We start from the raw sequence: 24797 nt of genomic DNA, 5'->3' as shown, positions 1-24797 counted from the left end.
GCCCGCTCAATCTGGCGGCCCCGCAGTCTGGTCATCACTCTACGGTTGCGTTCCGGCTGCGGGGTATAATCCTGGTTATGCTGTCGTTCATGGGCGCTCCGATTTCATGACACAGGCAACGGAGCCAGTCGTCCCCCAGGTGCCGAAGGCACCGGCCCTTCCAGACCTCGCTGAATGCCTGGAGCGGGTGCAGCTGATGGTCAAGCCCCGGCGGTTCGAGCACGTGCTGCGGGTGGCCGAACTGGCGCGAGACATCGCGCTGGCGGGCGGACTGGACGCGGAGCGGGCCTACCTTGCCGGCATCCTGCACGACGTGGCCCGCGACCTGCCGGACCATGAACTGCTGCGGCTGGCGCCGCCGGAATGCGACATTGACTCGGCGCATCCGCTGGCGCTGCATGGCCGCGCGGGCCGGACGCTGCTGGAGCACTGGGGCGTCACCGACCGGATCATCCTGGAGGCGGTGGAGGACCACACCACCGGGCCGCGGGCCGGCAATCCGGTGTCGGCGTGCGTATACATCGCGGACGTGTCGGAGCCGGGACGCGGCGTGAACGACGACATCCGCGCCCTGGCCCTCACGGACCTGAACGCCGCGCTGTCGCGGGCCATCACTTCCAAGGTCATCTACCTCCAGGGCCGCCACATTCAGGTGCATCCGCGCACCCTGCAGACGTACCGGACGTTGCAGCCGTGAGCTCGCGTCACGACGACCGGCCGCCGGGCCGTCACAGCCGGCCGGTGTACCGCCGCGCCAAGGTGGGGAGGCATCAGGTGTACAACCAGACCTACTACCATGACGCCACCGAACCGGCTGCGCCCGTCGTCGCCCACCCACCCCGCACCGTGGCTGGCTGGCGGGCCTGGCAGCTGTCCGGCCTGACGCTGGCCGCCCTCTCGCTGGGCGGCTACGCGGTGCTGACCGCGCCCGGCGGTGAAGCGCGGCAGGTGCTGAACAGTGCGCCCGGCACCGCGCCGCACTTCACGCTGCTGCTGGCCGGGCGTGACGTGGTGTACTGCGCGCCGTACAAACGCTGCGCCGACCAGGACACCCGCAACGTCTGGCAGCCGCCCAACACCGACTCGATCATGCTGATGAAGGTGGACGGCACGCGGGTCAGCGTCCTGTCTATTCCGCGCGACACCAACGTGGGACCGTTCGACCCGCGGCGCGGCGTGGCCGCCCAGAAGGTCAACAGCCAGTACTGGACCGGCGGCCTGGAGGGCCTGAGCCGGGCGGTGGAGCAGATCACCGGCGAGCGGGTGGACAACACCGTGGTGGTCCGCACCGATTACGTGGCGCGGGTGATCAACGCGTTGGGCGGCCTGGACGTCACGGTGCCGGACATCGCCAGCTACGAGGACCCCAAGAAACGTGGCATCCACTTCGACGACTTTGCAGCCAACCTGCATGTCCACCTGTCGCCCGGCCCGCATCATCTGGACGGCGACGCGGCGGTGGCCTACCTGCGAATGCGCAAGGGCTTCGGGGACGACTACGGCCGGATGGACCACCAGAAGCAGGCGATCAGCCAGCTGATCAGTCGGCTGCGCACCCCCCAGGGCATCGCGCGGGTGCTGCCTGTGCTCCTGAGCGGCCTGGGCAACGGGGTGCAGACCAACGCCGACCCGGCGCTGGTGCAGAACCTGACTCCGTACCTCTCCCAGCTGAAGCTGAACTTTGCCACCCTGCCCACCACCACCATCCCCGGCACCTTCAATCTGGCCGCCGATCCGGCTGCGCTGGCCCGCGTGTGGGGCAGCCAGGCCGACAGCGGGCAGAACGAGGCCACCCAGACCCCCATCCGCGTTCAGGACGCGAGCGGGCAGGGGCTGGGACAGAAGGTGGTGCGGGCGCTGCAGCAGGCCGGCTACACCCAGGTCAGCCTGGACACGGTGGCCGCCAGCCCGGAGCACACCCAGGTGTTCACTGGCACGGCGGTGGGCGCCGCCGAACAGCTGGCCGACCTGCTCAACGTCTCGCGCATCCAGGGCCTGCGCTTCCCGGTGCGCGACGGCGAGGTGGGCGTGCTGCTCGGCTCGGACGCGCCCAGCCTGTACGGCGCCCTGGCCCGCCAGCCGCAGTGAAGCCTGAAGACGCCCGCCGCTGCGCGCCCCTCCCCGGCCCGGTACACTGTGACCATCTGCGGCTGCCTCAGCCCCCGCCCCTATTCCTGACTGTACTGCCGGAGTTGCAATGACCCAGATTCCCACCGACCAGACCATCCTTCACCAGCTTCAGGCCATCGTGGACGCGGCCCGCGAGCGCCGCGCCGAGAACGTGGTGGTGCTGGACCTGAGCGAAGTTTCCACCACACTGGACTATTTCGTGATCGCCACCGCCACCGCCGGCCTGCAGCTGAACGCCGTCCAGGAGAACATCCGCCAGAAGGCGCTGGAGTCCGGCCTTCCCTACCCCACTGTAGAGGGACCGAGCGAGCGCTGGCTGCTGATGGCCTTCGGCGCCAGCATCGTGGTGCACCTGATGACCCGCGAGGCGCGCGAATACTACGACCTGGAAGGGCTGTGGAGCGACGCTCGCCCGCTGGACTTCCCCGAGGCCTGAACCGAGCCGCGCAGCGCCCGCCGCCAGAACCACTCTGGGGCGGGCGTTCTGCTGCCTTGTTCGGCTCGGCTGCACTAAGCTGGCCGGTATGGTGCGCCCCGAATATCCTGCTGCCCGCCTGAGCGATCATGTCGACACCTACCACGGCCAGGCCGTGCCGGATCCCTACCGCTGGCTGGAAGACCCGGACAGCCCCGAGTCGCGCGCCTGGATCGAGGCGCAGAACCGGCTGACCGAGGCGTACCTGTCGGGCCTTCCGGGCCGCGACCACTTCCGCACCCGCCTGACCCAGCTGTGGGACATGCCCCGGCGCGGCGCGCCCTGGAAACGGGGCGGGCGGTACTTCCAGTGGCAGAACACTGGCCTGCAGAACCAGGACGTGCTGCAGGTCGCCGATCAGCTGGACGGGCCCTGGCGACCGCTGCTGGACCCGAACACCCTGCGTGAGGACGGCACCGCCGCCATCAATAGCCACGCGGCCGGCCCTGGTGGACAGCGGCTGGCCTACGCGGTGAGCGACGGCGGCTCCGACTGGCAGACCTGGACCGTACGCGACGTCGTGAGCGGCCAGGACCTTCCAGACCGGCTGGAGTGGAGCAAGTTCAGCGGGGCCGCGTGGCTGCCGGACGGCAGCGGCTTCTACTATGGACGGTATCCGCAACCTGAGACGGGAGAGGCGCTCACCTCCGCCACCTACGGCCAGACCGTGTATCTGCACCGGCTGGGCACCGCTCAGAGCGAGGACCAGCTGATCTACGCGCGCCCGGACCAGCCGGAGTGGGGCTTCTACCCGCAGGTCAGCGACGACGGCACGCTGCTGGTGCTGTACGTCACCCACGGCACCCGCACTCAGAACATGCTGCTGGTCCGGCCCCTGGCCCAGGACGGCGACTTCACCACGCTGACGCCCCTCTTCGAGGCGGCCTATCAGTTTGTCGGCAACGATGGCCCGCTGGTTTACGCCCTGACGGATCAGGCGGCTCCTCAGGGCCGGCTGATGGTCGCGGACCTGCGGGCGCCGGAGGCCGGCTGGCAGGAGGTGGTGCCGGAAAGCAGCGACACGCTGGAGGCCGTGCAGATGGTGCCGGGTGGCTTCCTGCTGCTGTCACTGCATGACGCCAGCCACCGGCTGGCCCTGGTGGGCCGGGACGGTCAGGGGCGGCAGGACATTGCCCTGCCCACCCTGGGCACGGTCACGAGCCTCAACACCCACCCGGACGACCCGGAAGTGCTGCTGGGCTTCACCTCCTTTCTCTACCCGCAGACGGCCTACCGGCTGACCCTGCCGGACCTGACGCTGCAGCCGCTCTTTGCTCCGACACTGGACTTCAACGTCGACGCGTACGAGACCCGTCAGCTGTTCGCCACCAGCCGGGACGGCACCCGCGTGCCGATGTTCGTGGTGCACCGCAAGGGACTGGCGCTCACCGGCGACCACCCGACCCTGCTGTACGGCTACGGCGGGTTCAACGTCTCCCTGACGCCCAGTTTCTCGGTGTCGCGGCTGCCGTGGCTGGAGCAGGGCGGTGTGTACGTGGTGGCCAACCTGCGTGGCGGCGGCGAGTACGGGCTGGCGTGGCACGAGGCGGGCATGCTGGAGCGCAAGCAGAACGTCTTCGACGACTTCATCGCCTGCGCCGAGCACCTGATTCAGCAGGGCTACACCGCTCCGGCGCACCTGGGCATCCAGGGCGGCAGCAACGGCGGCCTGTTGGTGGGCGCCTGCCTGACCCAGCGGCCCGAACTGTTCGGAGCGGCTCTCCCGGCGGTGGGTGTGATGGACATGCTGCGCTTCCAGCGCTTCACCATCGGTTGGGCCTGGACTTCCGACTACGGGTCCAGCGACGATCCGGAGCAGTTCCAGACGCTGCTGGCCTACTCGCCGCTGCACAACTTGAAGGACGGCGTGGCCTACCCGCCCACCCTGATCACCACTGGCGACCACGACGACCGGGTGGTGCCGGCCCACTCGTTCAAGTTCGCGGCCCGGATGCAGGCGGCCCAGGCGGGTGACGCCCCGGTGCTGATCCGCATTCAGACGCGTGGCGGGCACGGCGCCGGCAAGCCCACCGCCCTGGTGATCGAGGAACAGGCCGACCTGCTGACGTTCCTGAGCGCGCAGCTGCAGTAAGCGGCAGCGACCAAAGAACACCGCCAGCTTCCTTTCGGAAGCTGGCGGTCGGGGTTATGGGACTCAGTCCGTTCAGGCGCCCGGCTGGGTGGCCTGCGGCCGGGTGCTCGGCGGCGGGGTGGGCTGCTCGGCGCGCGGCAGCAGCAGCAGGTCCAGCACCTCGCCCACGTGCTCGGCGGTGTGGATGGTCAGCTCGCTGCGGATGCTCTCCGGCAGGTCCTGCAGGTTCGGCTCGTTGTCCTTGGGGACAATCACCTCACGGATGCCGCCCTGGTGGGCTGCCAGCAGCTTCTCCTTGACGCCGCCGATCGGCAGGACCCGGCCGCGCAGGCTCACCTCGCCGGTCATGGCGATGTCCATGCGGGCGGGGCGGCCGGTGATGGCGCTGGCCACCGCCGTGGTGATGGTGATGCCGGCGCTGGGGCCGTCCTTGGGGGTGGCGCCGTCCGGGAAGTGGACGTGCAGGTCCATCTTCTTGTAGAACTCGGGGTCCGCGCCGTACTTCTCGGCGTGGGCGCGCAGGTAGGCCACGGCCGCCTGCACCGACTCCTTCATCACGTCCCCCAGGCTGCCGGTCATGTTGATCTTGCCGCTGCCGGGGGTGGCCAGCGCCTCCACGACCAGCATGGTGCCGCCCACCGAGGTCCAGGCCAGGCCTTGCGCCACGCCCACCTGCGCTTCGCGCTCCATCCGCTCGGGGCGGTGGATCGGGATGCCCAGGTAATGCGGCACGTCGTTCGCCTCCACGACCTTCACGCCCTCCCACGGCTGCTCCAGCAGCTCACGGGCGGCCTTGCGGGCCAGCTTGCTCACCTGGCGGTCCAGGTTGCGGACGCCCGCCTCCTGGGTGTACTCCTCAGCGATGCGCTGCAGGGCCTCGTCGGTCACTTCCAGGCGGCCTTCCAGCCCGTGCCCGCGCAGCTGACGCGGCAGGCGGTAGCGCTTGGCGATCTCCAGCTTCTCCGGCAGGGTGTAGCCGGGAATCTGGATCACTTCCATGCGGTCCAGCAGCGGGCGCGGAATGGTCTGCAGGCTGTTGGCGGTGGTGATGAACATCACCTGTGACAGGTCGTAGGCCACTTCCAGGTAGTGGTCCTGGAAGGTGTGGTTCTGCTCGGGGTCCAGCACTTCCAGCATGGCGCTGCTCGGGTCGCCGCGCCAGTCGCTGCTCATCTTGTCGATCTCGTCCAGCAGCACGATCGGGTTGACCACGGCCGCCTGCTTCATCCCCTGGATGATGCGTCCGGGCATGCTGCCGATGTAGGTGCGGCGGTGGCCACGGATCTCGGCCTCGTCCCGCACGCCGCCCAGCGCCATCCGCACGAACTTGCGGTTCAGGCTGCGGGCAATGCTCTTGCCGAGCGAAGTCTTGCCCACACCGGGGGGGCCCACCAGGCACAGGATCGGAGCGCGCAGCTCCAGGTCCTCGGGCCGGTCCTCGGCGCCCTTCTCGCTCTTGACCTGACGGCCCTGGGTCAGCTGGCGCACGGCCAGGAACTCCAGGATGCGCTCCTTGACGTCGTCGAGGGCGTAGTGGTCGTCGTCCAGGATGCCACGGGTGCGGCGGATATCCAGGATCTCCTCGTCGCGCTTGCTCCACGGCACGTCGATGAGCCAGTCGATGTAGTTGCGGACCACGGTGCCTTCGGGGCTGCCGCCGGGCGTGCGCTCCAGCCGCTGCAGTTCCTTGAGCGCCTTCTCCTTGACCTCGGTCGGCATGCCGGCCGCCTCGATCTTCTCGCGCAGCGCCTCGACCTCGGCGGGACCTTCCTCACCGCCGCCCAGCTCCTTACCGATGGCCTTCATCTGCTCGCGCAGGTAGTACTCGCGCTGGTTCTGGTCCATCTGCTCCTTGACCCGGCCAGCGATCTTCTTGTCCATATTGAAGCGCTCGAGGTCGCGGTTGAGCAGCTTGACCACCGTCTCCAGGCGGGCCTTAACGTCGGTGGTGACCAGCACGTCCTGCTTCTCTTCGTTGGTCCAGGTGGCGTGGTGGGTGATCTGATCGGCCAGCTGACCGCCGTCGGTCAGGGCCTTGATGGCGTCCAGCTGGTAATTGTCCAGCCGGAGGTTCTTGTTCTGACGCTGGTATTCCTCGAAGGCGTGGCGCGCCTCCTGCATGAACACCTGCGACTCGCGGTCGTCCGGGTTGAAGACGCTGCCCAGGGTCTCGACCCGCACCCGCAGATGCGGCGCCGGCACCTGATCCAGCACCTTGACGCGCTCCTGCGCCTCCACCAGCACCTGATAGGTGTTGTCCGGCAGACGCACCACCTGCTTCAGCACGGCCAGCACACCCACGTCGAACAGCTCGGCGGGGGTTGGATCATCGGTGCGGCTGTCGCGCTGGGTGACCAGCAGCACCCGGCGGTCGGCCGCCTGGGCGTCATCGACAGCACGCTTGCTCTTGGGGCGGCCGACATCCACTTGCATCGTGATTCCCGGCAGGATCACGAGGTTTCTCAAGGCAACAACGGGAAGTTCCCAGATCATGTGCACTCCTTCAGAGGTCGGCGGGCTCCTGGCGAATTGGACCACTCTAGCGCAGCCCGCCTGTCAAGATTCTGTCCTGCGTCAACATCAAGAAAGACGCCGCCCAACTTGACCCCTAGTGTAGGGTCTTCGTCAGGCAGCGGCTGTAATTTTGGTTGCTAAATTTTATAACAGGACTTACGCAGACTTCTTGAGTCCCTTAGACTCAAGGAGTCGCATCGGATGCTCAATGTGCTCAGCGTCAAAACGCATGGCCCGCAGCTTCTCGATCGGCAGTTCGAACAGCAGGTCTGTCATGGCCTTTTCCAGCACGGCACGGAGGCCGCGCGCCCCAGTGCCGCGTGCCTTGGCCTGCTTGGCCACCTCGCGCAGCGCAGCGTCTGTGAAGCTCAGGTCCACGCCCTGAAAGTCGAACAGCGTCTGGTACTGCCGAATGATCGCGCCGTTCGGCTCGGTCAGGATCCGCACCAGCGCGTCCTCGTCCAGATCCTGGAGCTGCACCACCAGCGGCAGCCGGCCCACGAACTCCGGAATCAGGCCGAACTTGACCAGATCCTCCGGCTGGAACCGCAACTCCTGGCTCTCGTCCCCCTTGGCCTCCGAGCCGAAGCCCAGGCTGCGGATGTTGGTGCGCGCACGGGTGATGTCCTGAATGCCGTCGAAGGCGCCGCCCACGATGAACAGAATGTTCTTCGTGTTCACCTGCACCAGTTCCTGCTGCGGGTGCTTGCGTCCGCCCTGCGGCGGCACCTGCGAGACGGTGCCCTCGATGATCTTCAGCAGCGCCTGCTGCACGCCCTCACCCGACACGTCGCGGGTGATGCTGGTGCCCTCCGATTTGCGGGCGATCTTGTCGATTTCGTCGATGTAGATGATGCCGCGCTCGGCCGCCGAGACGTCATAGTCGGCCGCCTGGAGCAGCCGCACGATCACGTTCTCCACGTCGTCGCCCACGTAACCGGCCTCGGTCAGGGTGGTGGCGTCCGCGATGGCGAATGGCACTTCCAGCATCTCGGCCAGCGACTGGGCCAGCAGCGTCTTGCCGGTGCCGGTGGGGCCGACCAGCAGAATGTTGCTCTTGCCCAGATTGGCCTCCGGGTGAGCCAGCCGCTGATAGTGGCTCACCACCGCCACCGCCAGTGCTTTCTTGGCCTCGTCCTGGCCGATCACGAACTCGTCCAGGTAGGCCTTGATCTCCTTGGGGGTCGGCAGCTGGTCCAGGCTGAACTCGCTGCCGGCCGGCCGGTTCTGGCGCACCAGTTCGCTGGCCCGCTCGGCACACTCGTTGCAGATGAAGGCGGCCCGTCCGGGCGCCTCGATCAGCTGGGCTATCTGCGGATGACTCCGCCCACAGAACGAACACTTATCGGCCACAACACCCCTCCCCCCACTCTTGCCGGTCATACCGTCTCCTGTCAGACACCTGCCGCCCTCGATTCGCGGGTGTTCTCGATCACCTGATCGATCAGGCCGTAGGTCATCGCCTCGCCCGGCGTCATGAAGTAGTCGCGTTCCATGTCGCGCATCAGCTTCTCGTGCGGCAGCTCAGTGTGCTTGTTGTAAATGTCCACCAGCCGGTCACGCAGGAACAGCGTTTCCTTGGCCTGCACCTCCACGTCGGGGGTGTTGCCACGGAAGCCGCTGGAGCCCTGGTGAATCATGATGCGCGAGTTGGGCAGCGCCAGACGCTTGCCCTTGTCACCGGCCATCAACAGCACGCTGCCCATGCTCATGGCGATACCCACGCAGATGGTGCTGACCGGCGCCTTGATGTAGCGCATGGTGTCGTAGATGGCCAGCCCGGCATAGACCTCGCCGCCGGGGCAGTTGATGTACATCTGGATTTCCTGCTCGGGGTTCTGGCTGTCGAGCAGCAGCAGCTGCGCCACGATGGTATTGGCAACCTGGCTGTCAATGGGCGTGCCCATAAAGATGATGCGGTCCTTGAGAAGCCGCGAGTAGATGTCGTACATCCGCTCGCCGCGTCCGGTCTGTTCGATCACGTAGGGAATCACGCTCATTGCGGCATTATCGCACGGCTTCAGGGGGCAAAGGTGCCACACCCGCCAGAATGCCACCCTGAACCGGATGCAGACTTCTGAGCTCTTCACGGCAACAAAAAAGCATTGCCGGTGAGCAACGGCACCCAGCGATCATCCCTTATGGCTGCTGCCTTCCGGCCCTGACCAGGTTCGGGCGTCGCCGCTGCGTTGCGCCAGCAATGCGGAGCAGAGTCTAGCATTCCCCCACGCTGGGGGCAATCGAGGTGTGCGGAGAGAACTTCTTCATAAAGTCAAACTCTGACAGAGTTACGGAAAGTAGCAGAGACCGTCTGGGACAGCCCCCACCCTACTAATTGCAACCTCTTGCCTTTCTGAGAAATCGTAAGAACCGTGTAAGAGCGTCCCAGTTACCTTGTACTCAGCAGCAGGGCAACCCCGAAGCTGCGGCACTCAAAAAAGGCTGGTCCGGCCCATCCAATCTCATATCCGGCCTGCCGCACAGGAGAACACCATGAAGAACGCCAAGCGTACCCAGGGCTTTACCCTCATCGAGCTGCTCATCGTGATCGCCATCATCGGCATTCTGGCCGCCGTGCTGATCCCGAACCTGCTGAACGCCCGCAAGTCGGCGAACAACACCGCTGCTCAGAGCTACCTGCGTAACGCTGTGACCGCCGCCGAGTCCGCCCGCTCCAACGGCATCTCGATCACCAGCTCCACCATCTGCACCAACCCGAGCCTGCTGGGAGGCAACTACCCCAGCAGCGTCACTGCCTGCTATATCAACCAGAGCGCCAACGGCACCGTCGGCTACGTGACCAGCAGCAACAGCCAGAGCTACCAGTTCGACGGCAGCACTGTGGTCTCCTCCAGCACCGCCGCTCTCCCCACCCTGCCCTGATCGAAAACCTTACTCGCTGGGCGTTCCGCACCTTCGCGGAACGCCCGTTTCCATACAGGGATAAAACGAAATGATTGCCATCAGAATATTAACCGTTGCGCTTCCTTTTGTTTTAAGTTTTTTTCTCTTGCCTACATCTACGAAGGATGTAGTATCCACGCTCTATACACCGCATACCGTTATTGTGATCGCTTTTGCACTTATTATTTCTGTGATGAGTTTTATTTATGAGGGACGTAACAGCAGTCTAGTCGACCTACTGATAAAGTTTAGGCCGAGCCCGATAATTCTGCTAGCCCTGGCTTACACTACTTGGATTCTGATCTGCTCTTACCTTTCACCAATGCCGGGATACGCTTTTCTAGGCTCACCTTTTTTTGAGTTTGGCTCAATTGCCATAATCAGCTGCCTATTTATAGTCCGCATTTATGCAAAATATGCGAACGTGCAAGCCATGATGAGAATGCTAGCTCTTATAACTATCATTATGGCGATGATTACTGTACTGGAAGCTATAGGCTTTCGGCCTCTAGCCTCTTTAGTTGGCTCTGAGAAAACAGCATATCCGGCCGCCTTGATTGGACACCGCCCACATCTGGGTGGTTGGTTTGCAGCTCTCGCCTTGGCTCCGATTTTCTTTTACCGCAAGCGAGTTCCAGATGGCTGGTTTTGGAGTTGGCTGACCGCAGGTCTGATAGGATTGGCTCTTACTACTACATCCACAGCGTTGATTGGCGCACTCGTTGGTCTACTGATGTGGGTGGGTAATGGTATCCGATCTAGAAAAGTGTTGCCACTTTTGGTTCTGCTGGTATTTCTAGGAAGCATCAAGGTGTTGCCAGTGGTATCTCAGACCATAGGCCATCAGATGGGCCATGGAACCACACAGTTTAAAAACTTGGCCTCAGCCAGTACCGTTGAGACCCGCTTGCTTCTCTGGCGTTCGGCCACGACAGCAACGTTGGAACGTCCACTTATAGGATGGGGGGATGAGACGTTTGCCTATCAAGTTTTTGAACACCTAAAACCAAGTGACGCCAAAACACTTTTTAGGGAAGAACTTGGGTTAAATCATGAATATAATGTGATTTATAAGGGTTTTACATATTACATCACTAATCCTAAAGCAGATTATCGGCGTACCGGGTCTTTAATGTATGTTCGAGCACATAATATAGTATTTGACGAACTGTATTCACATGGAGCCCTTGGTTTTTTACTTTTTATTTCACTTCTTATTACTGTTTTATGGTGGGTAATGCAACGAGGGAAAGGGAACGCCTTCTTCTTCCTCATTGCCACTTTGCCATTCTGTATATTTATGCTGGCTTGGTTCTACATTCCTACCGTTGCGCCTATCTTCTTCATTCTGATCGGTACTATGCTGGCCGATTTGAAGTCGTCGTCTCGCTTCACTTAAGGAGGCCTTATATGCGACGTGTACAGGGCTTTACTCTTATCGAACTCCTGATCGCTATTGCCATTATTGGTATCCTGGCTGCGGCACTAATTCCCAACTTGCTAAACGCCCGCAAAGTCGCCAACAACCGAGCGGCCCAGAGTTATCTCCACGTAGCGATCACCGGGGCAGAGGCCAGCCGCACCAGCGGGAGCCCTATCGCCAGCGCCAGTGCCGTGCCGTGCAACAGCTCCAACGTCCTAGGCACCACCGCACCCTTTCCAAGCAGCGTAGTCGACTGTCAGGTGTATCAGACGGCAAACGGAACCTACGGTTATGTTACGGCCTCGACCGGCACCACCTTCCAGTTCAACGGCATGAACATGCAGCTGTCGGCCACGGCTGGGCTACCTACAAGTATGCCCTGAGCAGCACTTCCCTTATGGTGGAGGTCTGATGGAACCGACCTCTGCACTAAAAGAATGGGACGCGCAGTGTCAGGCACTGGCCAACGGTAGCTCTGCTCTGCTGCTCCGTAAGGGCGGCATCATGGAAACGCACGAGGGCTTCGAGGTGGAGCACCGTGCGTTTCTGCTGTATCCCACCTTCCTGCACCAGAATCCGGCAGAACTGCGGCTGCCCTTCCAACCGCTGTTGCGCCCGGACCCCGCGCCGGGCCTCATCCACTTCGCCACCTCTGCCGAGGTTGTTCAGGTTTGGCGCATTGAGGACCTAGACGTCGCGCTGTCGCTCGAGCCGTTCCAGGCCCTCAATGTTCAGGCCATCGAGCGACGCTTCCATTACCGTAACCGCCCCTGGCTGCACGCGCTACTGTTGCGGACCTCACCCCTCGCCACCCCTGTGAGCGTGCCAGAGACGCCCGAAATGCTTGGCTGCGTCAGCTGGGTTCCTCTATTCCAGCCTGCCGGCCCCACGCTGGCCCCAGTGTGCAGCGAGGCTCAGTTGCAGGAACTTGAACTGCAGCTCCAGGCACGGCTGGGACCAGGATTGAATCGCCTGCCAACTACATGAGATGCCAGGAGACCGGGGAATCCCCTGCTTAACCCGATAGACAAGACAAGAAATCAAGAGGGTTAGGCAAAACAGCCTGGCCTGACTCTCTAGCGGCTGCGGGTCAGCTCCAGCCGCTGCATCAGCTGGACGAATGCCTCAGCCGTGACCCGCACGTCACCCAGGCTGCGGTGCCGTCCGCCCGCCTCGAATTCCAGGCCCAGGCGCTGGGCCAGCAGGTCAAGCTTGTGGCCCTTTTCCCGGGGAAAAGCTGCTCTCGAGAGCTGTACGGTACACAGCTCTCGAGCCGGTTGCCAGATCAGACCGTGCCGTCGTGCGGCCGTGCGGATAAACCCGCTGTCGAAGGCCACATTGTGCGCCACAACGGCTGCGTCGCCCACAAAGTCCAGGAAGTCAGGCAGCACCTGCTCCACAGTGGGGGCGTGCCGAACCATCTGGTCGCTGATGCCGTGGACGCGCTGGGTGTACCAGGGAATCGAGAGCGGCTGGCCCTGCGCGTCGGTGGGGCGCACCAGCGTCTGATAGATCTCGGTCGGCTGCACCTGCCCGTCCCGGATCCGCATGGCCCCGATCTCCACGATGCCGTCGCGCTCGGGGCTCAGGCCGGTGGTTTCCAGATCAAAGACGACGTATTCGGTGCTGCTCACGTTCTACAGGGTAGCGCGAACCGGCCCCTCGGCTGTTCCGGCGCGCAACGCCGCGATGGCCTCCTCCTTACCCTTGGCCTCCACCTCGATCCAGGGCACGTCCTGGTAGGCCTCCGGGAAGGTGCTGATCAGGTGGCTATGGCGGCGGTCCTGCGGTCCCTCGATGCCATTGCTCAGGTGCACCACCTGCCACTCCGGCGGGGTCCAGGTGGCTCGCGCCCTCAACACCCAGTCGCGCACCTCCGGGTCGTCGAGCGACGTCAGCCGGGCACGCACCACGTGGTGATGGGCGTCGAAGACCAGCGGCACGCCGGTCGCCTCGCACACCGGCAGCAGGTCTTCCGGGCCATAGGCCCGTTCGTCGTTCTCCAGCAGCAGCCGCGAGCGCACTTCTGGCGGCAGCGTCTGGATGGTGTGCGTAAGGGCTTCGGCACGGCCCCCTTTGCCGCCATGCAGGATCAGGCCATTCCAGCTGCTGCGCTCCAGGCCCAGCAGGTCCATCACCCGGCCGTGCACCTTCAACGCATACACGCCGCGCTCCACCACTTCGTCCCGCTCACTGCTCAGCACGATGAACTGGTCCGGGTGGATCAGCACCCGCACGCCCGCCTCATTGAACCGCTGTCCCGCGGCCAGCAGCTCCGGGGCCAGGGCCTCCAGCACCCGCAGGCCAGTGTCGTCGTCCGGCAGGTCGCTCATCGGGAACAGCGCCGCCGACATCCGGTACAGCCGGATGTCGTGCGCCGCACAGTAGTCGGCGGCAGCGGCCATCCGGGCAATGTTGTCGCGGTACAGCGCCTCCAGCACCGCTGCCCGCTCCGGTTCCGGGAACTGGCGATAGCGGGTGAGCGTGATGGTGCGGAAGCGCACCTCCGGCCCCACCGTGATGCACACCAGGCCGAGCTGAGGTGAAGTGGTCATAGCGGCAGGCTAGACAGTGGCCGTGGCCAATACTGTCGGATTGACTCAAGAGGACTTCAGGCACGCCATGCCTGGATCGCCTGCACTTCCCCGCTGTGACGAGAGGCTGCTGAACCCGTGGTACCGGTTCGGGAGGGCCTCCACTCCTGCAGCTGACCGAGCGCAAACATGACCAACTACTGATCTTCACCGCCACCGAGCTGGCCCGGCAACGGCGGACGCGGGGGCTGCACCCGAAATACCCGGAAGCGGCCACGACGACAGTGCGTCCGGCATGCTTGAGGGGACGGCGAGGTGAGCGCCTTCCCGGCTGTGCCGGGCCGGCCGGTCAATAGGCGGGCGGTGTCCGGGGTCGTGGTGTTGCGGGCGCTGGCCCCCAGCGGCCCGAAGCTGGATCAGGCGGTGCTGACGGCCAGGCACCAGCTGCGCGCCGAGCTGTTCGGGGCGGCCCCGCTGCAGATCCGGAGGGAGCTGGGACCGAACATAGAGGGCCTGCCCCAGCCCCCTTACTTCAGCTGCTCGTACGCCCAGCCGAGCATCGCCTCGGTGGTGTCCCAACCCACGCAGGCGTCCGTGACGCTCACGCCGTACTGGAGCTGCGACAGGTCGGTGGGAATGGCCTGCTTGCCCGAGTTCAGGTTGCTCTCGACCATCAGGCCGCGCAGGCTGGTATCGCCGGCCACCCGCTGCCGGATCACGTCGTGCCAGGCGTCCAGCTGCCGGTCGTGGACATAGCCGCTGTTGTGGTGGCTGCAGTCCACCACCAGCGCGCGGGTCAGCCCGGCCGCCTCCAGCATGTCGCCGGCCGCCTTGACATGCTCCTGGCCGTAGTTGGGGCCGCTGGTGCCGCCGCGCAGGATGATGTGGCCATCCGGGTTGCCACGGGTGCTGACCACGGCGGCCTGCCCGTCGTCGGTGATGCCCAGGAAGGTGTGCGGCTTGCGGGCCGAGAGGATCGCGTCCACGGCCAGCTTCACACTGCCGCCGGTGCCGTTCTTGAAGCCCACCGGGGCCGACACGCCGCTCACCATCGCGCGGTGCGTCTGCGACTCGGTGGTGCGCGCGCCGATGGCGCCCCAGCTCAGCTGATCGTCGATGTACTGCGGCACGAACGGGTCCAGCAGCTCGGTGCCCACCGGCATGCCCATTCTGTTGATGGCCAGCATCAGCTCGCGGGTCTTGCGCAGGCCGCGGTTGAAGTCGTTCTGCCCGTCCATGTCCGGGTCGTTGAGGTAGCCGCGCCAGCCTACCGTGGTGCGCGGCTTGTCCGGGTACACCCGCATCACCAGTTCCATCCGGTCGCGGTAGCGCTCGCGCAGGGTCAGCAGCCGGCCCGCATACTCAATCGCCTGCTCCTCGTCGTGGATGCTGCACGGCCCGATGATCACCAGCAGGCGCGGGTCAGTGCCGCGCAGGATGCCCTGCACCGCCTGCCGGGAGGCCTGCACGGTGCGCTGCGCCGGCTCACAGGTGGGCAATTCCGCCTTGAGGGTGCGCGGCGTGACCAGCGGCTGAAAGCCAGTGACGTTGAGGTTCTCGGTGTGGGGCAGGGTGGTGGATGTCATGCGCGTCTCCAGGGAAAACAGAAAACCGCCCGGTGGTGGTCCGGGCGGGATGCGACTGAGGGTGGTGCAGCGCGCTTCAGGCCCGGAGTGGTCCGAACCAATAAAAAAAGAAGGCGCCCGCGTACATGAGTCAGAGTGTACTGCCTGCCAGTGGCGGAAAGGTGACGCAGGCTAGACGGGCAGAGGGCGGGAGGGAGCGGCACGGCGCAGGAGAGGAAGAACAACAGTGTGTGGACCGGAACAGGGACCACCCGGGTCGCACCGTCAGGATGCGCCGCTCAGGTGACGTCAGCCTGACGGGCCGCACGCCGCCCGAGCCACCAGCGCACCAACGCCACCAGCAGCGTGCCGAGGCTGAACAGCAGGACCCCCCACAGCAGCCGCTTCGGGGTGGCGGCCAGCCACACCACCAGCGCGGTGGCCGGCAACGCCCCCAGCGCCGAGGCCAGCAGGAAGGGCCAGAACGGCACGCTCACCGCGCCCGCCACCAGGTTCATCACCTCGGCCTTCAGCGCCGGCATCAGGCGCACCAGCAGCACCGCCTGCCAGCCGCGCTCGCGGGCGAACCGCTCGGCCTGCTGTGCCAGCCGCTGCCCGGTCAGCCGCCGCACCAGCCGGCTACCGGCCCAGCGGCCCACCGCGTAGCCGAGCACCGCGCCCAGCAGCGTGCCGGTGTATACGATGGCAAAACCTATGTACGGCCCGTAGGCCAGCGAGGCGATCATCACGTCGGCGGTGGCGGGCAGCAGCGGAATCACCGCCTGGACCAGCATGCCCAGGATCAGCGCGGCCGGACCCCAGGCCCCGAACTGCTGCACCCAGGCGCGCCGCACCAGCGGGTCGTCGCTGCTCAGCGCCGAGAAGCCGTCGGCCGCGAACTGCCGCACGCCCGGCAGGGCCGCCAGCACGGCCAGCAGCACCAGCAACGCCACCCAGACCCACACGGTGGGCGAGGGCCTTGCGCGGCGGGCGTGCGCGGTCATCCGGCTCAGGCTACGGCATCGGCTGCTGCCGGACCGTCACGCCGGATGAGAGGGCGCGGCCAGGAATTCGAAGACATGGCCTTCCGGATCGCGGACCGCCAGCCCCTGGGCGTCGCGCAGGCAGGGCAGCCCGGCGGCCCGTACCCGTTCCTCCACCCGGTCCACGTCGGCGTAGAAGCTGACGAGGGCGTGGTCGCCGCCCAGCATGTCGGCCAGCCCCACCTGTGGATCCCAGGCGTACAGCCAGCGCTGCGGGGTGCCCTGACCGTCCGGCTGGGGCTGCGGCGCCAGCGTGAACTGCGCGAAGTTGCGGTCCGGCTGCTCCTTGAGGAAGGCAAAGCCGTAGGCGCGCGGCAGGCGCTCCTTCATGGCCGCGTAGTCCCCGAAGGCCAGCGCCGCCTCACGCAGCCCCACGATCGGCAGCCCTGCCAATCCTGGCTCCGCTGGCCGCAGCAACGGCTGGCGCTGGTCGTCCGGGCGCACCCCGCGCAGTTCCAGTCCATGCCCGAACGGGTCGAAGAAGTACAGCGCGGGGTCTGCAGGCTCCCCTTCGGCGCTCATCTCCACCTCGCTCCACTCCAGGCCCAGCCGGTCAAGCTGTTCGCGGCAGCGCGGGAGCTGCTCCATCGGTACCTGGAAGGCGTAATGCAGGTGCGAGGCCCCACGGGCCAGCAACGGGGCCAGCCGGGGCGCGTTCTGCTGCCGGGTGATCGGCTGCCACAACCGCAGCTTCTGCGGTCCCACCTGCAGGGTGGCCACGCCCCGCTGGTCGTCGCGGTGCTGCAGCGGCAGCCCCAGCCTTCCGGCATAGAAGTGCACGGCGCGCTCCAGGTGGTTGACCTCCAGCGTGATGGCGGCCAGATCGAGAATCGGGGAGGAGTCCATGGCTGACGATAGACAACCGGGTGGCCCGCGCGCCTTGAGCAGCGCTTGAGGCAGCAGCGCGGGGTGGCCAGTCTGTCTGGCCACCCCGCACTCCGCCCGCCCTCAGGGGTGTGGCTGCATGCCCCCGAAGCCGTCCGGCTGCGGCCTCGGCGCTCCGGCCCGCTCCGCCTCTACCCGCCCGGCCCGCCGGCGCTCGAAGAGGTAGAAGGCGGCCGGGACCACATAGAAGGTCATCAGCGCCGACACCGAGATGCCGCCCATGATCACGATGGAGAGGCTGCGGCCGAACTCCGAGCCGCTGCCGGTGTTGAGCAGCAGCGGCAGGCTGATCACCAGCACCGTCAGGGTGGTCATGATGATCGGGCGGAAGCGCAGCCGGCTCGCCTCGATCAGCGCGTCGCGGAACGGCAGTTCCTGCATCTTCTCCACCACGAACTCCAGGTACAGGATGGCGTTCTTGGCCGACAGCCCGATCAACAGCAGGAAGCCCAGCACCCCGAAGATGTCCAGGCTGCTGCCCGACAGGTACTCGAACCAGGTGGCGCCTGCCACGGCGAACGGCACCGGCAGCAGCAGGTACAGCGGGTAGCGGAAGCTGTTGAACTGCGCGCCCATCACCAGGTACACCAGCAGCAGCGACAGCCCGAACGACTGCAGCCCGATGGTGCCCAGCTGGTTGCCCAGCGCGAAGGCGCTGTTGCGGTCGGCGCTGCCTACCGTGACCAGGCTGTCCAGCACGCCCGCCCGGGTGAGGGCCGTGACCAGCTGCGCCTGCAGCGCCGTGCTGGTCAGGGTGGTGTCGGTGGTCGGCTGGTAGGTGAGGTTCAGGCTGTACACCCGGTTGTCCCGCGAGATGCTGGTGGGGGTGCTCGCCTGGGTGATGCTGCCCAGCTGGCCCACCGTCAGGGTGCTGCCCAGCGTGCTGGAGTGGACCGGCAGGGACAGCAGCGCCGACTCGCTCGACAGCGAGCGCGGGTCCAGCTGCACCTGAATCGGGTAGGTGACGCCGCCCAGCTCGATATCGCCGGCGTTGCTGCCGGTGGCGTAGCTGTTCAGGAGGCTGGCCACACTGCTGCTGGTCAAGCCGGTGCCGGCCAGCAGGTTCGGGTTCGGCACGAAGCGGTTCTCGGTGGTGCTGTTGTCCAGGCCGCTGCTGGCGCTCAGCACGTTGCTGTTGGCTTCCAGCACCGTCACCGCCTGATCCGAGCGGGTCTTGAGCAGGTCGAAGTTGGTGGAAATGAGCGTCAGGGTCTGCTGGGTGCCCTGGCCCCGGAAGCCGCCGCCGCTGAAGATGTTGGCCCGCACGTTGTCCTGGTCGGTGAAGAGGGTCCGCAGGGCCGCCTGATAGCGCGGGGTCAGCTCGTTGATGCTGGGCCGCTCCGAAAGCGGCTTGAGCGTGACGTTCAGGTTGCTGTTGCTGCCGCTGCTGCCGGTGCGAACGGTGGCCTGCACCGTCTGCACGTCCGGCTGGTTCAGGAAATAGTTCTCCATGCGCGCCACCAGCTGATTGGTGGTGGCCAGCGACAGGCCGCTGGGCAGGCGCAGGCTGGCGCGCAACGTGCCGGCGTCGGTGCTGGGCGTGAAGGTGAAGCTGATGCGCGGCACCACCACCACCACGGTGGCCACCAGGAAGGCGGCGGCCCCCACCAGGATCAGCGGGCTGTACTGCAGCGCCCGGTCCAGGCTGCGGGCGTAGGCGTCGCGTACCACCGTCACCACGCGGGCCGTCAGGCCGCTGAGGGTGGTGGTCAGGGCCTCCAGCACGCTCAGCACCGCGCCCCACAGGTACGCGAGCACCCCCAGCGCCAGCGGCAGCAGCAGCAGGCCCAGCAGCAGCACCGGCCGGTGGGTGGTCAGCCACACGGCCGCGCCCGCCACCAGCGCCAGCACCCAGAACCACCACTGCCGCACCGACCGTAGCCCCCAGCCGATCAGCTGCGGCGCGCGGGTCAGGGCACCCGGCACGTCGCGCCAGCTGAGCTGCCGGGTGTCGGGGGTGTAGGCCATGCGGACCGTGAGAAACAGCAGCGCCTCCAGCCAGCTGAGCAGCACCGCCGCCGACAGGCCCAGCGCGAACTGGCGCACGTACTCGCCCACGATGCCGCTCAGGAAGCTGACCGGAATCAGCACCGCCAGCAGCGACAGGCTGGCCGCCGCCACCGCGCTGAACACCTCCGACGCCCCGCGCAGCACCGCTTCCACGCGCTCGTAGCCGAGCTGACGGTAGCGTTCCACGTTTTCGGCCACCACGATGCTGTCGTCCACCACGATGCCGATGGCCACGATCAGGGCCAGCAGCGACACCTGATTGAAGGTGAAGCCCATCAGGTTGTAGAGGATCGGGGCGGCGGCCAGGGAGATGGGGATCGCCAGGATCACGGTGAAGGCAGTGTTCAGCCGGCCCAGAAACAGCAGCGTCACCACGGCCACCACCAGCGCCGTGACCCACAGCTCATGGGTGGTGGCGGCAATGGCGTCGCGGATCGGGGTGGTGGTGTCGTTGCTGAAGGTCACCGTGTAGCCGCTGGGCAGCCGGGTCGCCTTGATCAGCTGCTTGACGTTGTCCACCACCGCCACAGCGTTGCTGCCGTTCGATTGCTGAATCGACACCAGCACCACCGAGCGGCCGTTCACCCGGGTGTAGCTGTCGGTGGTGCTGCTGTCCTGCACGGTGCCCAGGTCCGAGACGTGCACGCCACGGGCGGCGTCCACCACCACGTTCTGGATGTCCTGGATGCTGGTGAGCTGGCTGTTGGTGGTGTAGGTCAGTGAGGTGTTGTCGGTGGTGATGGTGCCGAGTGCCGAATTGACGTTGCTGCTGTTGATGACGTTGCTGACGTCCGAGGGGCTCAGGCCGTAGACGCTCAGCTGGTTGGGGTTCAGCAGCACCTGCACCTGCCGCTGCGACCCGCCGCTGAGCGTCACATTGGCCACCCCGTCCACCCGCTGCAGCGCCGGGGTCAGCACATTCTCGGCATAGTCGTAGACGTCGTTCAGGCTGGCCGCGCCGCCCGAGACGCCGAACTCCAGAATGGCGCTGGCGTTGGGGTTGAAGCTCTGCACGCTGGGGGTGCCGGCCCCGTCCGGAAGTCGGCGGGCCGCGCTGGCGACCAGCGAGGCGACCTGATTGACTGCCGAGTTCTGGTCCACGCCAGTCTCGAAATTCAGCGTCACCCGGCTGCTCCCGGTGCTGCTGGTGCTGCTGATGCCGCTCACGCCGGTCACCTGCGACAGGGCGCTCTCGATCACCTGCGTGACCTGCTTGTCCACCGAGGCCGGGCTGGCGCCGCTGTAGCTGGTGTTCACGCTCACCACCGGAATGGTGATGCCGGGCAGCAGATCCACGCCCAGCGAACGGGTGGACAGCAGCCCGAAGATCACCACGCCCACGAAGAGGCCGATGGCCAGCACGTACCTGGACACCGAGAAGCCGACCACCGGATTGATCCGGCCGAACAGCTCACGCTGCAACTCCCGGACGGTCTTCACGGCGCGCCTCCGGGCCCGCCTGCCGGTGGCCCGCCCGCACTGCGCTGCGCACTGGGAGCGGTGGTGACGGCCGCGCCGTCCAGCAGGCCGGCGGGCGGCTCGGTGATCACCTGACTGCCGGCGGTCAGGCCGCTCACCACCGACTGCCCGCCGCTCTGGCCGATAACCGTGACCGGCCTGGAGACGGCCTTGCCGCCCTGCACCACGAAGACGCTGGAGTCGTTGTTGTCGGTCTGAAGGGCGGTGCTGGGCACGATGATGCCCTTCCCGACCGCGCTGGCGTACTGCACCGCCCCCACCGTGCCGAGGGCCGGGGCCGGGCTGTTCACGAAGCGCCCCACCAGCTGCACCGTGTTGTTGGTGGGCGCGCCGGGATTCTGCACCACCTTGAGCGTGTAGGTCTTCTGCCCGCTCACGAACGAAACCTGCCGGCCCACCGGAAACGTGGCGATCTCGCTGGGCGGCACGCTGAAGCTGACCTGCCGCTGGCTGCTCACGATGCTGAAGGCCGGGCTGCCGGCACTGAGGTACTCGCCGCCCGCCACGTTCAGCGCGGTGATCTGGCCGTCGAAGGGAGCCGTCACCCGCGCCGCCGCCGCGTTCTGCTGCGCCTGACTCAGTGAGATCTGTGCCTGCTGCACCGCCAGCTGCAGCGTTCTGAGCGATTCGCTGCCGGCCCGCCCGTTCTGGGCCAGGTTGTTCTGGGCGGTGCTGAGGGCGGCGCGGGCCGAGGCCACCTGGCTGCTGGAGGTGTCCAGGTCGGTGCGCGAGATGGCCCCGATGTCATACAGGCGCTGGTTGGCCGCGTAGCTGGTCTGGGCGCTCTGCAGCGCTGCCTGCGCAGAAATGACCTGCTGCTGCAGCTGACCCCGGTTGGCGCTGGTCTGGTTGGTCTGGGTGGCGAGGTTGACCTGGGCGCTTGCCAGCGCAGTACGCGCGCTCTGCACGCTCAGGTCCAGGTCGCTGTTGCTCTGCTGGATGACCGTCTGACCGGCCCTGACGGTGTCGCCCACCTTCACCGGCACCGCCGACACGGCGCCGGAGGCGCGCGCCGTCACGCTGCTGGTCTGCGCGCTGCTGACGGTGCCGGTGGCGCTGCGCTGGGTGGTGAGCGTGCCGGCCTTGACGGTGGTGGCCGTGACCGGCGTGACGGTCCTGGAGGTGGTGTCGGCCGCGCCGCTCTGACCGCTTCCGCTGCGGGTGTCGGCGCCGGCTGCTCCGGTGCGGCTTCTGGTCCCGCTGTAGCCGCTTCCAGCACCGCCGCTGCCAAATCCGCTCGGGGCCGCGCCGCTCTGGCCCTGCGAGAATCCACCCGCGCCGCCCGCCCCCCCCGCCGGACGGCCGATCAGGTAGCCGGTGTAGCCGGCCGCCAGCAGCAGTGGAATGCCGAGCAGCCACCATCGCCGGCTGGCCGGGCCGCTGCCGCCAGTCGGCGGAGGAGGGGTGGGCGCGGAAATCCCCGGATCTCTGGAGGGTGAGGTCTGCTGCATGGCCTCAGAGAACCACCGGAAATCGAAGATCCTGCAAAGGTTTGGCCCTGATTGCTCCAAGCAGGAAGGCGGGCGCACATTCATGAGCCCGGCGCTTCTTTCTCCGACGGTTCGGCCTGCCCTTCATGTGAGCGAGCAAAGAGAAAGCCCACGGGTTGCTCAACCGGTGGGCCTGGGTGCGGCGCGCCAAAGCACGCCGGCCTGTCGTTTAACGCCGGCCGCGCTTGCGGACCTTCTGGCCGGGGATGGTGGGCTGGGCAAACTCCTTGCCCTGCAGCTTGGCCTCGATGGCGCGGATCTGATCGCGCAGACTGGCGGCCCGCTCGAAGTCCAGGTCCTCGCTGGCCTGCCACATGTCCAGCTCCAGGTCGGTGAGCTGCGCCGAGAGGGCGTCGCGGTCGTTCCCGAGTTCCGCCTGGGCCGGCAGTTCGTCTGCCTCCTCGCCACGGATCACGTCGCGCACCCCCTTGCGGATGGTGGTGGGCGTGATCCCGTGCTCCTCGTTGTAGGCCATCTGCTTCTCGCGGCGGCGGCGGGTCTCCTCCATCGCGAACTCCATGGCGGGCGTCACGGTGTCGCCGTACAGGATCACCTCGCCGTTGAGGTTGCGCGCTGCCCGGCCGATGGTCTGGATCAGGGCGCGTTCGCTTCTCAGGAAGCCCGGCTTGTCGGCGTCCAGAATCGCCACCAGCGACACCTCCGGCAGGTCCAGGCCCTCCCGCAGCAGGTTGATGCCGATCAGGACGTCGTAGTGACCGAGCCGCAGGTCGCGGATGATCACCTGACGCTCCACCGCGTCGATGTCGCTGTGCATGTAACGCGCCCGCACGCCCTTCTCCAGCAGGTACTCGGTCAGGTCCTCGCTCATGCGCTTGGTCAGGGTGGTGACCAGCACCCGCTCGCCCGCCGCCGCCCGCTCGCGGATGCGGCCCAGCAGGTCCTCCACCTGACCCTGAATCGGGCGCACCGTCACCGGCGGGTCGATCAGGCCGGTGGGCCGGATGATCTGGTCGGCCACGCTGTCGCTCACCTCGCGCTCGTAGGGACCGGGGGTGGCCGACACGAACACCGTCTGGCCGGTCTTCTCCAGGAACTCCTGGAAGTTCAGCGGGCGGTTGTCGAGCGCCGAGGGCAGCCGGAAGCCGTAGTCCACCAGCGTCTGCTTGCGGGCGCGGTCGCCGTTGGCCATGCCGCCGATCTGCGGCACCGTCACGTGTGACTCGTCGATGAAGGTCACGAAGTTGTCGGGAAAGTAATCGAGCATGGTGTACGGGGTGGCGCCGGGGGCGCGCCCGTCAATGTGCCGCGAGTAGTTCTCAATGCCGCTGCAGTAGCCGAGCACCTTGAGCATCTCCAGGTCGTAGAGGGTGCGCTCCTTGATGCGCTGCGCCTCCAGCAGCTTGCCCTGCGAGCGGAAGTACTCAAGCCGCTCGTCCAGCTCCTGCTGGATGGTCACGATGGCCCGCTCCACGTTGCCGGCCGAGGAGACGTAGTGCTTGGCCGGATACACCACCGTGGCGTCCAGCTCGGCCAGCTTGTCGCCGGTGGTGGGGTGCACCACCTGGATGCGGTCCAGGTCGTCGCCCCACAGCTCCAGCCGCAGCGGCTGCTCGTCGTAGCTGGGCCAGATCTCCAGGGTGTCGCCCTTGGCCCGGAAGCGGCCCGGCGCCAGCTCGATGTCGTTGCGCTCGTACTGCATGGTGATCAGCCGCTCCAGAATCTGGTCGCGGCCAATCGGGGTGCCGGTCTTGAGCACCAGGTTCAGCGCCCGGTATTCCTCCGGGTCGCCCAGGCCGTAGATGCAGCTCACCGAGGCCACCACGATGGTGTCGGGCCGGGTCAGCAGCGAGCGGGTGGCGCTGTGCCGCAGCCGCTCGATCTCGTGGTTGATGTTCGCGTCCTTCTCGATGAACAGGTCCTTGCCCGGCACGTAGGCTTCCGGCTGGTAGTAGTCGTAGTAGCTGATGAAGAACTCGACGGCGCTGCCGGGAAAGAACTCGCGGAACTCGCTGGCCAGCTGCGCGGTCAGGATCTTGTTCGGCGCCATGATCAGCGCCGGACGCTGCGTCTCCTCGATCACCTTGGCCATGCTGTAGGTCTTGCCGGTGCCGGTGGCCCCCAGCAGGGTCTGGTACTTCAGCCCGGACTCCAGGCCGTCCACGAGGCTGCGAATGGCGGTCGGCTGGTCTCCGGACGGCTTGAACTCTGACTCGACCCTGAGCATCCCTCTATATTACGCCCTCAGCATAAGATGTGTGAAGGGTTCGGCACCATTCTTCAGGGGAGCATGAG

Annotated in this window: 20 protein-coding genes and 1 other RNA gene; 9 read left to right on the top strand and 12 right to left on the bottom strand. The window is 66.3% G+C overall.

Features of this window, described 5'->3' with window-relative positions:
- The first annotated feature begins 196 nt into the window (after window positions 1-196).
- The 4 genes from yqeK to ABOD76_RS12655 all read left to right on the top strand — a co-directional run bounded on the left by yqeK (window position 197) and on the right by ABOD76_RS12655 (window position 4697).
- Window positions 197-697 carry a bis(5'-nucleosyl)-tetraphosphatase (symmetrical) YqeK gene (yqeK, locus tag ABOD76_RS12670; protein ID WP_350245265.1) on the top strand — a complete coding sequence of 167 codons (501 nt, stop codon included), beginning with the start codon at window positions 197-199 and terminating at the stop codon, window positions 695-697.
- Window positions 694-2088, top strand: coding sequence for an LCP family protein (locus tag ABOD76_RS12665; protein ID WP_350245223.1), 1395 nt, complete (start codon window positions 694-696; stop codon window positions 2086-2088). The genes yqeK and ABOD76_RS12665 overlap by 4 nt, the downstream gene beginning before the upstream one ends.
- Before the next feature lie 109 nt (window positions 2089-2197).
- Window positions 2198-2566 carry a ribosome silencing factor gene (rsfS, locus tag ABOD76_RS12660; RefSeq protein ID WP_350245222.1) on the top strand — a complete coding sequence of 123 codons (369 nt, stop codon included), beginning with the start codon at window positions 2198-2200 and terminating at the stop codon, window positions 2564-2566.
- A gap of 88 nt (window positions 2567-2654) precedes the next feature.
- Complete coding sequence (locus ABOD76_RS12655; RefSeq protein ID WP_350245221.1) at window positions 2655-4697, top strand: prolyl oligopeptidase family serine peptidase; 2043 nt, start codon at window positions 2655-2657, stop codon at window positions 4695-4697.
- A gap of 72 nt (window positions 4698-4769) precedes the next feature.
- Here the strand turns inward: ABOD76_RS12655 and lon are convergent, their stop codons facing one another.
- The 4 genes from lon to ffs form a co-directional block, all read right to left on the bottom strand.
- Entirely contained in the window at window positions 4770-7190 is a 2421-nt protein-coding gene (lon, locus tag ABOD76_RS12650; RefSeq protein ID WP_350245219.1) for an endopeptidase La, read from the bottom strand.
- A gap of 177 nt (window positions 7191-7367) precedes the next feature.
- Window positions 7368-8594 carry an ATP-dependent Clp protease ATP-binding subunit ClpX gene (gene clpX, locus ABOD76_RS12645; RefSeq protein ID WP_350245217.1) on the bottom strand — a complete coding sequence of 409 codons (1227 nt, stop codon included), beginning with the start codon at window positions 8592-8594 and terminating at the stop codon, window positions 7368-7370.
- Window positions 8595-8605: 11 nt separating this feature from the next.
- On the bottom strand, window positions 8606-9211 hold the full coding sequence (gene clpP, locus ABOD76_RS12640; protein ID WP_350245216.1) for an ATP-dependent Clp protease proteolytic subunit: 606 nt from the start codon (window positions 9209-9211) through the stop codon (window positions 8606-8608).
- A 102-nt stretch (window positions 9212-9313) separates the two neighbouring features.
- Window positions 9314-9412: signal recognition particle sRNA small type (ffs, locus tag ABOD76_RS12635), an RNA gene on the bottom strand.
- A gap of 292 nt (window positions 9413-9704) precedes the next feature.
- Here ffs and ABOD76_RS12630 point away from each other — a divergent pair.
- The 4 genes from ABOD76_RS12630 (at window position 9705) to ABOD76_RS12615 (ending at window position 12525) form a co-directional block, all read left to right on the top strand.
- A complete protein-coding gene (locus ABOD76_RS12630) occupies window positions 9705-10094 on the top strand; it encodes a type II secretion system protein (RefSeq protein ID WP_350245214.1) in 390 nt (129 codons plus the stop codon).
- Between the two features lie 70 nt (window positions 10095-10164).
- Entirely contained in the window at window positions 10165-11514 is a 1350-nt protein-coding gene (locus tag ABOD76_RS12625; RefSeq protein ID WP_350245212.1) for an O-antigen ligase family protein, read from the top strand.
- Between the two features lie 11 nt (window positions 11515-11525).
- Window positions 11526-11921, top strand: a complete 396-nt coding sequence (locus ABOD76_RS12620) for a prepilin-type N-terminal cleavage/methylation domain-containing protein (protein WP_350245211.1) — start codon at window positions 11526-11528, stop codon at window positions 11919-11921.
- 28 nt (window positions 11922-11949) lie between these two features.
- A complete protein-coding gene (locus tag ABOD76_RS12615) occupies window positions 11950-12525 on the top strand; it encodes a DUF1802 family protein (RefSeq protein WP_350245210.1) in 576 nt (191 codons plus the stop codon).
- 89 nt (window positions 12526-12614) lie between these two features.
- Here the strand turns inward: ABOD76_RS12615 and ABOD76_RS12610 are convergent, their stop codons facing one another.
- The gene (locus ABOD76_RS12610; protein ID WP_350245209.1) at window positions 12615-13172 is read right to left on the bottom strand and encodes a 3'-5' exonuclease; all 558 of its coding nucleotides are present in this window, start codon (window positions 13170-13172) and stop codon (window positions 12615-12617) included.
- Window positions 13173-13175: 3 nt separating this feature from the next.
- Window positions 13176-14093 (bottom strand): UV DNA damage repair endonuclease UvsE, encoded by a 918-nt coding sequence (uvsE, locus tag ABOD76_RS12605; protein ID WP_350245207.1) that lies wholly within the window; start codon window positions 14091-14093, stop codon window positions 13176-13178.
- A gap of 146 nt (window positions 14094-14239) precedes the next feature.
- Between uvsE and ABOD76_RS12600 the strand changes: the two genes are divergently transcribed.
- Window positions 14240-14428 (top strand): urease subunit gamma, encoded by a 189-nt coding sequence (locus ABOD76_RS12600; RefSeq protein ID WP_350245263.1) that lies wholly within the window; start codon window positions 14240-14242, stop codon window positions 14426-14428.
- A gap of 171 nt (window positions 14429-14599) precedes the next feature.
- Here ABOD76_RS12600 and ABOD76_RS12595 read toward each other — a convergent pair whose 3' ends face one another.
- The 6 genes from ABOD76_RS12595 to uvrB all read right to left on the bottom strand — a co-directional run bounded on the left by ABOD76_RS12595 (window position 14600) and on the right by uvrB (window position 24729).
- Entirely contained in the window at window positions 14600-15658 is a 1059-nt protein-coding gene (locus ABOD76_RS12595; protein ID WP_350245206.1) for a 3-deoxy-7-phosphoheptulonate synthase, read from the bottom strand.
- A gap of 278 nt (window positions 15659-15936) precedes the next feature.
- Window positions 15937-16641 (bottom strand): TVP38/TMEM64 family protein, encoded by a 705-nt coding sequence (locus tag ABOD76_RS12590; protein WP_350245204.1) that lies wholly within the window; start codon window positions 16639-16641, stop codon window positions 15937-15939.
- Window positions 16642-16677: 36 nt separating this feature from the next.
- Window positions 16678-17526 (bottom strand): VOC family protein, encoded by an 849-nt coding sequence (locus ABOD76_RS12585; RefSeq protein WP_350245203.1) that lies wholly within the window; start codon window positions 17524-17526, stop codon window positions 16678-16680.
- Between the two features lie 102 nt (window positions 17527-17628).
- Window positions 17629-21015, bottom strand: a complete 3387-nt coding sequence (locus tag ABOD76_RS12580; protein WP_350245202.1) for an efflux RND transporter permease subunit — start codon at window positions 21013-21015, stop codon at window positions 17629-17631.
- Window positions 21012-22505: an efflux RND transporter periplasmic adaptor subunit gene (locus ABOD76_RS12575; RefSeq protein WP_350245201.1), complete on the bottom strand. Its 1494-nt coding sequence runs from the start codon at window positions 22503-22505 to the stop codon at window positions 21012-21014. The genes ABOD76_RS12580 and ABOD76_RS12575 overlap by 4 nt, the downstream gene beginning before the upstream one ends.
- Before the next feature lie 208 nt (window positions 22506-22713).
- Window positions 22714-24729 (bottom strand): excinuclease ABC subunit UvrB, encoded by a 2016-nt coding sequence (gene uvrB / locus ABOD76_RS12570; RefSeq protein ID WP_350245200.1) that lies wholly within the window; start codon window positions 24727-24729, stop codon window positions 22714-22716.
- Window positions 24730-24797: the final 68 nt, after the last annotated feature.

Source organism: Deinococcus sonorensis KR-87, assembly GCF_040256395.1.
GTDB lineage: Bacteria > Deinococcota > Deinococci > Deinococcales > Deinococcaceae > Deinococcus > Deinococcus sonorensis.
This window is presented reverse-complemented; position numbering and strand designations above follow the sequence as displayed.

What these genes read in the sequence shown, in the direction of transcription:
- ABOD76_RS12625 (WP_350245212.1), top strand. Translation starts at nt 10,165, where the DNA reads ATGATTGCCATCAGAATATTAACCGTTGCGCTTCCTTTTGTTTTAAGT.
- ABOD76_RS12615 (WP_350245210.1), top strand. Translation starts at nt 11,950, where the DNA reads ATGGAACCGACCTCTGCACTAAAAGAATGGGACGCGCAGTGTCAGGCA.
- lon (WP_350245219.1), bottom strand. Translation starts at nt 7,190, where the DNA reads ATGATCTGGGAACTTCCCGTTGTTGCCTTGAGAAACCTCGTGATCCTG.
- clpX (WP_350245217.1), bottom strand. Translation starts at nt 8,594, where the DNA reads ATGACCGGCAAGAGTGGGGGGAGGGGTGTTGTGGCCGATAAGTGTTCG.
- rsfS (WP_350245222.1), top strand. Translation starts at nt 2,198, where the DNA reads ATGACCCAGATTCCCACCGACCAGACCATCCTTCACCAGCTTCAGGCC.
- uvrB (WP_350245200.1), bottom strand. Translation starts at nt 24,729, where the DNA reads ATGCTCAGGGTCGAGTCAGAGTTCAAGCCGTCCGGAGACCAGCCGACC.
- ABOD76_RS12590 (WP_350245204.1), bottom strand. Translation starts at nt 16,641, where the DNA reads ATGACCGCGCACGCCCGCCGCGCAAGGCCCTCGCCCACCGTGTGGGTC.
- clpP (WP_350245216.1), bottom strand. Translation starts at nt 9,211, where the DNA reads ATGAGCGTGATTCCCTACGTGATCGAACAGACCGGACGCGGCGAGCGG.
- ABOD76_RS12620 (WP_350245211.1), top strand. Translation starts at nt 11,526, where the DNA reads ATGCGACGTGTACAGGGCTTTACTCTTATCGAACTCCTGATCGCTATT.
- ABOD76_RS12595 (WP_350245206.1), bottom strand. Translation starts at nt 15,658, where the DNA reads ATGACATCCACCACCCTGCCCCACACCGAGAACCTCAACGTCACTGGC.
- uvsE (WP_350245207.1), bottom strand. Translation starts at nt 14,093, where the DNA reads ATGACCACTTCACCTCAGCTCGGCCTGGTGTGCATCACGGTGGGGCCG.
- yqeK (WP_350245265.1), top strand. Translation starts at nt 197, where the DNA reads ATGGTCAAGCCCCGGCGGTTCGAGCACGTGCTGCGGGTGGCCGAACTG.
- ABOD76_RS12630 (WP_350245214.1), top strand. Translation starts at nt 9,705, where the DNA reads ATGAAGAACGCCAAGCGTACCCAGGGCTTTACCCTCATCGAGCTGCTC.
- ABOD76_RS12655 (WP_350245221.1), top strand. Translation starts at nt 2,655, where the DNA reads ATGGTGCGCCCCGAATATCCTGCTGCCCGCCTGAGCGATCATGTCGAC.
- ABOD76_RS12575 (WP_350245201.1), bottom strand. Translation starts at nt 22,505, where the DNA reads ATGCAGCAGACCTCACCCTCCAGAGATCCGGGGATTTCCGCGCCCACC.
- ABOD76_RS12585 (WP_350245203.1), bottom strand. Translation starts at nt 17,526, where the DNA reads ATGGACTCCTCCCCGATTCTCGATCTGGCCGCCATCACGCTGGAGGTC.